At 48.4% G+C, this 10,623-nt stretch carries 7 protein-coding genes and 1 other annotated feature; all 7 genes read right to left on the bottom strand.

Features of this window, described 5'->3' with window-relative positions; all coding sequences use genetic code 11:
* The coding region (locus tag AC1WIP_RS05880; protein WP_481140949.1) for a bifunctional folylpolyglutamate synthase/dihydrofolate synthase at nucleotides 1-764 on the bottom strand (764 nt) is incomplete at its 3' end.
* A 30-nt stretch (nucleotides 765-794) separates the two neighbouring features.
* Nucleotides 795-3,503: a valine--tRNA ligase gene (locus AC1WIP_RS05875; protein WP_481140948.1), complete on the bottom strand. Its 2,709-nt coding sequence runs from the start codon at nucleotides 3,501-3,503 to the stop codon at nucleotides 795-797.
* Nucleotides 3,504-3,565: 62 nt separating this feature from the next.
* Nucleotides 3,566-3,851, bottom strand: a binding site (T-box leader).
* A gap of 77 nt (nucleotides 3,852-3,928) precedes the next feature.
* The gene (locus AC1WIP_RS05870) at nucleotides 3,929-5,569 is read right to left on the bottom strand and encodes a type 2 periplasmic-binding domain-containing protein (RefSeq protein WP_318709445.1); all 1,641 of its coding nucleotides are present in this window, start codon (nucleotides 5,567-5,569) and stop codon (nucleotides 3,929-3,931) included.
* 189 nt (nucleotides 5,570-5,758) lie between these two features.
* Nucleotides 5,759-6,910 carry a family 8 glycosyl hydrolase gene (locus AC1WIP_RS05865; RefSeq protein ID WP_318709443.1) on the bottom strand — a complete coding sequence of 384 codons (1,152 nt, stop codon included), beginning with the start codon at nucleotides 6,908-6,910 and terminating at the stop codon, nucleotides 5,759-5,761.
* Between the two features lie 40 nt (nucleotides 6,911-6,950).
* Nucleotides 6,951-7,853, bottom strand: a complete 903-nt coding sequence (locus AC1WIP_RS05860; protein ID WP_318704806.1) for a carbohydrate ABC transporter permease — start codon at nucleotides 7,851-7,853, stop codon at nucleotides 6,951-6,953.
* Between the two features lie 20 nt (nucleotides 7,854-7,873).
* A complete protein-coding gene (locus AC1WIP_RS05855) occupies nucleotides 7,874-8,821 on the bottom strand; it encodes an ABC transporter permease (RefSeq protein ID WP_318704805.1) in 948 nt (315 codons plus the stop codon).
* Between the two features lie 113 nt (nucleotides 8,822-8,934).
* Nucleotides 8,935-10,623: type 2 periplasmic-binding domain-containing protein (locus AC1WIP_RS05850; RefSeq protein ID WP_481140946.1), on the bottom strand; the 1,689-nt coding region annotated here is incomplete at its 5' end.

Raw genomic sequence — 10,623 nt, 5'->3', positions numbered from 1 at the left:
CCATAATACCTAGTACCAAGAGAAAAATCAATGCTTTTATTTTTAATTTTTAAGAAAGCGTAGTCATTTTTCGACACCGGATAAGCCTGGATGCCAAGCTGGGCCGCCCTGCCTTGAATCACCAAAGAAGCCTCCCTTACAGTATCGGAGAAAACCACCGGCGTTCCCTTTTTTAAAATCCCCGCTTTTTCCCCCGCAATGGCTTCTATGGTATTTCCAAGATATTCCACGTGGTCAAGACCAATCCGGGTGATCACGGAAAGCTCCTTTTCGTCCACAGCGTTGGTAGCGTCAAGCCTCCCTCCCAGACCTGTTTCCAAAATACAAAAATCCGGCTTCTCTCTGGAGAAGGCAAGCATAGCCATAAAAAACAGATACTCAAAAAAGGTGGGATGATACCCCGCTCCCTTTTCAAGGGCTTCCCAGTCAAGCTCATTGTATACCGAAAGAAAAGCCCAAAGAAAGGTTTCCTTCTCTATCATACGGCCCTTGATGAAAAACCGCTCTCTGATATCCACCAGATGGGGCGACGTAAACACAGCAGCAGTGTAGCCGGCCTCCTCTAAAATACAGCGCAAATAAGCACAAACGGAGCCTTTTCCGTTTGTGCCTGCCACATGGATGATCCGCATTCCCCTGTCCGGGCTTCCAAGCCTTTTTAAAAAGGCTTTTGTATCCTCCAGGGTATTTTTGCTGGTAAAGCGGGGCATATCATAAAGATACGCCTCCGCCTGCTCAAAGGTACTGATTTGTTTTTTTTCCAAAATAAAGACGCCTCTCTTCTCCTTAAGGATTTACCTGCCCTCTCCTCCGGAAAGCTGCGCAAGGCGCAGGGTCACCTGCTCCATCATCTGTTCATATTTTGCAAGCTTCTCCTTCTCCTGCTCCACCTTTTCCTGGGGCGCCTTAGCCAAAAAGCGCTCATTGGAAAGCATTCCCCGGGATCGTGCCAGCTCCGACGCAAGACGCTTTTTCTCCTTTTCCAGCCTTTCTATCTCCTGTGCGATGTCCACAAGCTCCGCCAGCGGAATGTAGAGCGTAGCTCCCGGAATCACCACCGACACCGCATCCTTGCCCATACTGTCTTTATCCTGCCCGGAAAGAGCGCTTAGCGTGATCACCTCGTTTGCATAAGCCAAAGAGGCAAAGAACAGCCTGCCCTCGCTGAAGGTGCGCAGAATATCCGCATCCTCGCTGACTATGGTGACCTTCGTCCTGCGGCTGGGCGCCACATTCATCCCGCTTCTTGCATTGCGGATGCCTCTTACCGCCTCCTTGATGATCTCAATATCCTTCTCTTCTTGGGGAAAGCTTCTGTCCGGACGATACTTGGGCCAGCTGCTGATCATGATGGATTCCTCACTGCTTTGCAGCGTACAGAAAATTTCCTCCGTGATAAAGGGCATATAGGGATGCAGCAGCTTTAAAGCGTCAAGCAGCACGCTTTTTAAGGTCCACAGAGCCGCATTCTGGCTGATCTCGTCATCTGAGCTGTAAAGCCTGGGCTTTACCATCTCAATGTACCAATCGCAGAATTCATCCCAGATAAAGTCATAAACCTTCTGTACCGCAATCCCCAGCTCGAAATGCTCCATATTGTCCGTAACCTCTTTCACCAGGGTATTTAATTTGGAGAGAATCCATTTGTCTGCAGGAGCAAGCTCTCCTGCTTTTGGCTCTCTTATGTCTTTTCCGGTCTTTTCACAGGTCTGCTCCATATTCATCAAAATAAACCGGGAAGCATTCCACACCTTATTGGCAAAATTCCGGCTGTTTTCCACCCGTTCATAATAAAAGCGCATATCATTGCCCGGCGCATTTCCGGTGATCAGCGTCAAACGCAGGGCGTCCGCGCCATACTGATCGATGATCTCCAGCGGGTCAATGCCGTTGCCCAGGGACTTAGACATTTTTCTGCCCTGGCTGTCCCGCACAAGGCCGTGGAACAATACCGTCTTAAAGGGTCTCTCCCCCATCTGCTCATAGCCGGAAAAGATCATGCGGATAACCCAGAAGAAAATGATGTCATAGCCTGTCACCAGCACATCGGTGGGATAAAAGTATTTCAAATCCTCCGTCTGCTCGGGCCAGCCCAGGGTCTCAAAGGGCCACAGGGCCGAGGAAAACCAGGTGTCCAGCGTATCAGGGTCCTGGGTAAAGTGGGTACAGCCGCATTTGGGGCATACATCCGGCATCTCTCTGGCAACCACCACTTCCTTACACTCGTCGCAGTAGTAGGCCGGAATCCGGTGTCCCCACCAGAGCTGGCGGCTGATGCACCAATCCCTGATATTGTCGGTCCAGTTGAAATAATTCTTTTCCATACGCTCGGGAATCAGCCTGATCTCTCCGGTTTTCACCGCCTTTATGGCCGGCTTTATCAGCTCGTCCATCTTTACAAACCACTGCTCCTTCACCAGAGGTTCAATGGTAGTCTTACAGCGGTCATGGGTGCCCACATTGTGCACATGCTCCTCGACCTTTACCAGAAGCCCCATGGCGTCCAGCTCTTCCACGATGGCCCTGCGTGCCTCATAGCGGTCCATTCCCGCAAATCTGCCGCCGTTTTCATTGATTGTGGCGTCGTCGTTCATCACATTGATAATGGGCAGATTATGACGTCTCCCCACCTCGAAGTCGTTAGGGTCATGCGCCGGGGTGATCTTTACCACGCCCGTTCCGAATTCCCTGTCCACATATGCGTCCGTGACAATGGGAATCTCCCGGTTCATCAAGGGCAGCATCACCTTTCTTCCCTTCAGATGCTGATAACGCTCATCGTCGGGATGAATGGCCACCGCCGTATCTCCCAGCATGGTCTCGGGACGGGTGGTGGCAAAGGTCAGGAATTCTGTATCGCTTACCGTTCCATCCTCGTTGATGAGAGGATATTTGATGTGCCAGAAATGACCTGCCTGCTCCTGATATTCCACCTCCGCGTCAGAGATAGAAGTGTTGCACACAGGGCACCAGTTGATGATTCGGGAACCCTTATAAATATAGCCCTTTTCGTGCATCTTTACAAAGACCTCGGTAACAGCCTTGTTGCAGCCCTCGTCCATGGTAAAGCGCTCTCTGTCCCAATCGCAGGAGGAGCCCAGCTTTTTTAACTGGCCGATGATGCGCCCGCCGTATTCCTTTTTCCACTCCCAGGCTCTCTCTAAAAATTTTTCACGGCCCAGGTCGTTTTTATCAATGCCCTCTTCCTTCAGCTTTTCAATAATCTTAACCTCTGTAGCAATGCTTGCATGATCCGTGCCCGGCTGCCACAGGGCGTTATAGCCCTGCATCCGTTTAAACCGGATCAGGATATCCTGCATGGTATTGTCCAGCGCATGCCCCATGTGAAGCTGTCCCGTAATGTTTGGGGGCGGAATCACGATAGTAAAAGGAGTCTTGTCATGATCCACCTCTGCGTGAAAATATTTTTTGTCAAGCCACTTCTGATACAATTTGTCCTCTATGCCCTTTGGGTCATAGGTTTTTGCCATTTCTCTGCTCATTTCCTGCTCCTTTCCTTTTTCGGGATTTCCTGTAACGAAAAAAGCCCCTTGCCGGAGAACCGGCAAAGGGCGTCGTTGACGCGGTACCACCTTTGTTCACAGTGCCTTCAGAAAAGCTTTTCCTTTCATCCGGCGCACTGCCTCTTAAGACTTCCTGCAAAGTCCTATCCGTTAACGGGGATAAAGCGTGAGAGCCTACTGCCCACTGTGGATTTTCAGCCCTCCGGCTCAGAAGCTACCTTCCATCCTCCTTCCTTCAAGCGGCCTTTCAGCGCCGTATGCCGCACACCCGGCAGCCGCTCTCTCTTTTAAGGGGTAGGATATACTCCTCTTCGTCATTGCCTTTTTATATATGTATGACTATAGTCTATCTGCAGGCCATTTGTCAATATCTCAATCAGAAAAATTTCAGATTAAAATTTTTTCTAATCCTCTGCTGTTTTTATACGCCGTTCCAGCTCCCTTTGCATTTCCTCAAAGAACAATTCCGGCAGACATGCTCTGTATTCTGTCATATACTGCTCCCACATTTTCTCAAAATCCTCTGTCATGATAACCTGCGGCAGATATCTGTGTTTTACCGCATTCATTTCCTTCCACGCCCTTCCTGCCTCTGTTTGTCTTGTAAGCATATCAGAATGCGAATACATAGGATACCATGGACCTGGCTTATCATTGCTTCCCAGCATATCTACATAGCTTTTGCATCCATAGGCTTCCAGACATTCCCTCACATCCTCCGGTAGTCCGGCGAAAAACTCTCCCTTCTGGTATTCCGGCTGAAATGTGTTGAGCCCATCTCCACTCATTCCTTCAAGCCTTGGAAAATAAGAATAGTAACAAAACTGGGATGCCTGGTATTCCCCATCCCTTGCCTTCGCCCGCTGTTCCTCTGTTCGATAAAACACGCCGTTTTCATCCACATTATAGTCCTCCCCCTCTATTCCCCAAAACCGAAGCTTCATAACCTCTTCGCTCAGCAAATCATTCATAAACTGCATTGCGCCTTCCACATCACTACAGTCCCTTGTAATCGCAATTCCCTCTGCCACACTGAAATCATCCCCCCGTTTCACATGCCATTGGTTTTCAATCCCTTCCCTTATGGTAACCGGAAGCGGAACATAGTTACAGCCCTGGCCGCTGAGTCGTTCCAGAAAATCGCCCACATCATAAGAAAACTGCCACCATTGATCCACCATCCCCAGTACTCTCCCGGAGGCAAGCTTCTCAAGATATTCATCGTAACTTTGGGTAAAGGATTCCGGATCCACCAGCCCATTGTGATATTCCCTGTTCAATATCTCAAAATATTGTTTTGCCGTTGCTGTTATATTGTAATCCTTAACGGTCATGGTTTCCGTGTCTACTATACAGCTTCCGTCATTTGGATAGCCATCCAGAAACTGGGGAGGATTTTCCAGGCAAAAGTAACGCCAGTCGTCGCACAGGATGGTGAATGCAATATTTTCTTCACCGCTTTCCATACAAGGATTTGCCGCCATATAATCCTCAAGCAAGGCAAAATACTGTTCCACTGTGCTGATCTTTGGATAGCCCGCCCATTTCAGCACTCTTGTCTGTATCCAGAACGCTTCCCCCTCGTGCAAAACCTCCGGCGCCTGGTCTCTGACTATGCCAAATTGCGGAATCCAATAAATATGCCCGTCCTCCTGCCTGAGCCTGTTCCACGCTTCATCCGACATATAAGTGCGGATATTGGGGTACGCCTCCCAGTATTCATCTATGGGAATCAACGCACCTGCCTCATAAAGCGTCACGTCCCCAGAAATAAAATCAGGATATTCACCATTTGCAATATAGGAAGCTATGGCCTCATCCGCCGTCTGTCCCACCAGCCAGATTTCCTGGCACCTATATCCGGTCAGCTCAGCAATTCTATCCCTAATCTTGTTCTTTGTATCCAACGTATTCCCCGGGACATCAAAAAATGCTGTAAATTCCTTGATCTGCTCTCCGGAAGCTCCCTGTGTCCAGATATAAATGCCTGCACACGCCAGCAGGGCCGCCGACAGTATGCCTTTCCATACGCTTCGTTTTTTCATCCTTTACCCCCTTTAACATTTCCTTTGCTCCTTCATTATTATAAAGGGTGGGGATGGTTTGTTCAACTGCCTGTCCGCATATTTCTTCAAAGCAAAATATATAAATATACCGCCTTAAACACTTCCATAAAAATGCCGGTAGCTTTCTTTCTCTGTCGTATGTTCCTGTTTCTGTGTCTCTATAGGAATTCAATAAATTCTATAGCTTCCGCTCAGCGCAAGAAACGCAAAAAAGTAAAGACAATTATCATAATATCTTCGGATTCCCGTCCGAAGCGGAGTTTCCCAGAATCTGCGGATACACGCATACGCGTTTTCATCCCGAACAATCAGACCGGCCTGCGCATTGGTGGCTGTAACTGCCACCGGATGCAGCGCTTTCCCCTCCAGCAGCGTGCCGTCCACTGCAAAAATACCATCCCTGTCTTGGTTCTTTATGGTCTCACAGAAAAATCTCAGCAGCCGCTTTGCCTCCACGGGCTCCCATTCATCCGCTGCGAACCATTCATAATCCAAAGCTATATTGGCGATGGTTCGATATGCATCACTATAATACCAGTCATGTCTTCCTCCCCATATCTCCAAAACAGGCATATACGGGCTTCCGTCAAATTCAGCGTACTCCGCACAAAGCCCCGTAACCGGATGACATGCCTTTTTCAGGTAAGCACGGCTTGCCTGGGCAGCCTGCAGAAAAAACGGTCTGTCCTCCTCTTTCGCCCATCGACCAAACAGCTCGTAAAAGTGCGGCAGATGGTAGGACGGATCCGTAAAATCCACATCCGTGATAAAGCGGATCAGCTTGTTATTCGGATCCCACATACTGCGCCCCTCAGAGCCGCCCTCCCCCTTGTGGATACAGGTGTGCAGCAGCTCACGCGCCTCTCCTTCATAGTTAAAGATACCTTTTCCATTGCCAAAGCGATGGGCTGCAAACAAAAGAGCCATCGCAAAATATTCCTCTCCGTCCGGCGCTGCCCCAAGGGAGTTTTTTGTTCCATCCTTACCACAGGACCACGCAAAATAGCCCGCGTTTTCTCCCTCCTCCAAATACATATAGGTTCTGGCCCATTTCCAGAGACGGTCAAATTCTTCCTTCTTATTCATCTGTACGCACATCATCATACCGTAGGACATGCCTTCTGTTCGCACATCACCGTTTCCGGTATCCTCTATGTAGCCCATATCCTCACCCACCGGATGATAAAGCCGTTCTTGGTCACTGCCGTAAAACAATGTTCTGAAAATCTCATTCTTCCGGCTCTCAATGACTTCCTCGTCATATCCCGCTTCCGCAAACGCATTTCTGTATTTGCCTGTGTAAAAAGCGCCTTGTTTCATAGCCTTCCCTTTCTATCTGCCTTCTTTATCACACCAGCTTCTATTCCTTCACTCCTCCGATTGTCAGTCCTGTGACAAAATACCGCTGTAAAAATGGATACAGACAGATGATTGGCAGCATGGTCAAAATCGTAGCCGCTGCCCGTACGGAGGTGGGTGTTACCGCTCCTGCCGCGTTTTTCATAGCCTCCACACTGTTGCCCTGGTTTGTCACCGAAGACAAGAGCTTCATAAGCTCATATTGCAGCGTAGTATACTGACTGCTCATGCGATTGTACAGCATGGCATCAAACCACGAGTTCCACTGCCCTACTGCCACAAACAATGCGACAGTGGCATAAACCGGCTTGCAGAGTGGTGAAATAATCTTGACAAAGATTGTCATGTACCCACCCCCGTCAAGCTGCGCGGATTCCTCCAGGCTGTCTGGTATACCATTCATATATGTACGGATGACGAGCATATTAAACGCGCTTATCATACCCGGAACCACATATACCCAAAAACTGTTTGTCAGTCCAAGATTCTTATACAAAAGGAAAACCGGAATCATCCCGCCATTGACATACATAGTCACCACCCAGAACAAAGAGAGCTGTCTTTTAAACAAGAATCTCTTTCTGCTGACGATATAGGCAAGCAGTGCGTTTGCTCCAAGTGAAAGCATTGTTCCGATCAGCGTCCTTGCCACAGTGACATACGCACCCGTGATCAGATTATCCTTTTGCAGAACCGTCGTAAAGTTTTTTATAGACAGCTTCCGGGGAAACAGATAGATTCCGCCTCGAAGCGCGTCTGTTCCATCATTAAATGCGATGGCCAGCGTATTGATAACCGGATAAAGTGTAATAATCACAAAAGCAATCATAAACAGGGTGTTGCATATTGTAAACAGCTTATCCCAAACTGAGGTTTTATGCCTTTTCTTTTTTATTTTTCCCATATTTGTCTCCACCTTTGCTCTCAGAATAACTGCTCTTCACCGCTTCTCTTTGCAATCATATTTGCTATCACAATCAGGATAATGCTCACAAGACTCTTAAAAATTCCCGCCGCCGTTCCGATTGAAAAATCATTTTGGCTGATGCCCCACTTTAAAACATAAATATCGATCGTCTGGGACACGCTCTGCACCAGCCCATTCCCCAGCAAATACTGGATTTCAAAGCCAGCGTTCAGCACATTTCCCACATTCATCAGCAAAAGAATTATAATAGTAGGCTTTATCCCAGGAAGCGTTACATACCGTATCCGGGCAAACCTTCCAGCACCGTCGATTCCGGCAGCCTCATAAAGAGAAGGATCGATGGCAGTGATCGCTGCAAGATATATGATAGCGTTCCAGCCGGTTTCTTTCCACACATTAGCAAATGCCACAATAGGCCAGAAAAATTTCGGATGTGCAAAGAAATTCAGGGGCTGGTCAAAAATACCAGCCCTTACCAGCAGCTCGTTGACGATTCCGTTGCTGGAAAGAGCATCATGCAGTATTCCTGTTACAATGATCCAGGAAAGAAAGTGAGGAAGATACGAAATTGTCTGCACCACCTTTTTTCCACCCTTTGATTTGATCTCATTTAACAAAATAGCAAAAACAATGGCCATGATAAAGGTCGCTGCCAGATTGATGACTCCCATAGCCAGCGTATTGCGGATCACCCTTAGAAACGTGGCATCAGAAAACAGCTGCTGAAATTTTGCCAGCCCCACAAACTGAGAATGAATCAGCCCGTCCTTCGGTCTGTAATTTTGGAAAGCCATCACCCATCCTGCTAAGGGCAGATAATAAAAAACAATGCCATATGCAACGATTACAGCCGCCCAGATCAGTAAAACCTTCTGCCGCTTTATTTCCTTCCATGTGATTTTTACTTTGGGCTCATGTATTTTTTCTTTTTTCTTTCTTGCCATAGAAGCCTTGCCTACCTCCATTCTCCGCTCTTTTTCAGAGCTTGCAATTCGGAAAAACAGGCAGACGACTCCCATTGACATCTGCCTGTTTTTAAATCTTTTTACAGCCTTATTTAGTTATATTTTGCCGCCTCTTCTACCCTGCGGTCCAGCTCCGCCTGCATTTCGTCTAAGAATGCCTGGGGATCGCAGGAGTCATAAACTTTCATGTACTCCTCCCAAGCCGCTTCAAAATCATCGGACATTACAACCTTCGGAAGATATTCATGTTTCACTTCACCCATCTTGGTCCATGCAAGCCCGCCTTCAGTGGATGTTGTCATGTTGTTAGAGTAAGAATACATAGGATACCAGGGACCTGGCGCTTCGCTGGTTCCAAGCATATCCACATAGGTTTCCGCGCCATATGCCGCAAAGCATTCCTGCACGTCCTCACTCAAGCTGTTGTAGAATTCCTTAGCCTGGTACTCCGGCTTCATAGCGTTGATGCCATCACGGCTTGTTCCGGCATACTGCGGGAAATAGGAGTAGGTACAAGTATGGGATGCCTTGTATGCTGTGTCGGAGCTCTGCACCCTCATGTCCTCGGTCCGGTAGTACTCGCCGTTTTCATCCACCTCATAGTCCACTCCTTCCACACCCCAGAAGCGCAGATCATGGGCCTCCTGGCCAAGCAGTGCGTCCACAAACGCCAAAGCTCCTTCTACATCCTCACAGCTTGTTGTAATGGCAAGACCGCTCGCTACATTTAAAACACCGCCGGAATTATGCCACTGGTTCTTCATGCCCTCCTCGATGGTGATGGGAAGCGGAACATAATTGCAGCCTTGCTCATCCAGCCCCTGCTGCTTCAACGCATCGTTTACAGTATAGGCAAAATCCCACCACTGATCAATCATTCCCAGCACACGGCCTGTGGAGAGCTTTGCGATATACTCATCATAGGTCTGCGTAAAGGACTCCGGGTCCACAATGCCTTTGTGATATTCTTCATTCAGCTTCTGGAAATACCTTTTTGCAGTCGGTGTGGTATTATAGTCGATAATCTTTAGCTCCTTCGGATCTACAATTACGGAACCATCGTTGGGATAGCCATCCAAAAACTGAGGCGCATTCTCCAGACAGAAATAACGCCAGTCATCACAGAGAATGGTATACGGAATGTTTTCCATTCCCCCTTCCATAGTAGGATTCGCTTCATTGTAGGATTCAATCAGATCAAAATATTGATCCATGGTATATATTTCCGGATAACCCGCCCACTCCAGCACACGGGTCTGTATCCAGAAGGCCTCATCGTTGTGCGTTGTAGCCCTTTCCTCGCCATAAATATTTCCAAACTGCTGAATCCAATAAATATGTCCATCATCCTGGCGAAGCTTATCCCATTCCTCCTCTGTCAAAAACTCCTTGATATTGGGATATTGATCAATATAGTCATCCAGTGGAATCAGCGCCCCCGCCTCATACAGCTGGGCCATGCCGTCGCCGCCGTCAATGAAATCCGGATATTCTCCCCCGGCAATCAGGGTTCCCACCGCCTCCTGTGCAGTCTGTCCGGTCAGCCATGTCTCCTTGCAGGTAGCTCCGGTCAACTCCCCAAGCATCAGCATAATTTCATTGTCATCATTGATCTCTGAGCCGGGGACTGCAAAGAATGCGGTAAACTCTTTTATTTCTCCGTCTCCGTTTCCTGTCGCCTCCGTGCCCCCTGAGGCTGTCTGTCCGCCGTTTGCGTCTGTCTGAGCCGTATCTTGGCAGCCAGCCAGGACGCCGACCGCCACCGCTGCAGTGAGTAATAA

Source organism: Acetatifactor sp. (genome assembly GCF_982438285.1).
The sequence above is the reverse complement of the archived record's forward strand: the minus strand, read 5'-3'. Positions and strand labels throughout refer to the sequence as shown.

Coding starts and splice junctions, on each gene's coding strand:
- AC1WIP_RS05875 (WP_481140948.1), bottom strand. CDS start 3,503: ATGAGCAGAGAAATGGCAAAAACCTATGACCCAAAGGGCATAGAGGAC.
- AC1WIP_RS05870 (WP_318709445.1), bottom strand. CDS start 5,569: ATGAAAAAACGAAGCGTATGGAAAGGCATACTGTCGGCGGCCCTGCTG.
- AC1WIP_RS05865 (WP_318709443.1), bottom strand. CDS start 6,910: ATGAAACAAGGCGCTTTTTACACAGGCAAATACAGAAATGCGTTTGCG.
- AC1WIP_RS05860 (WP_318704806.1), bottom strand. CDS start 7,853: ATGGGAAAAATAAAAAAGAAAAGGCATAAAACCTCAGTTTGGGATAAG.
- AC1WIP_RS05855 (WP_318704805.1), bottom strand. CDS start 8,821: ATGGCAAGAAAGAAAAAAGAAAAAATACATGAGCCCAAAGTAAAAATC.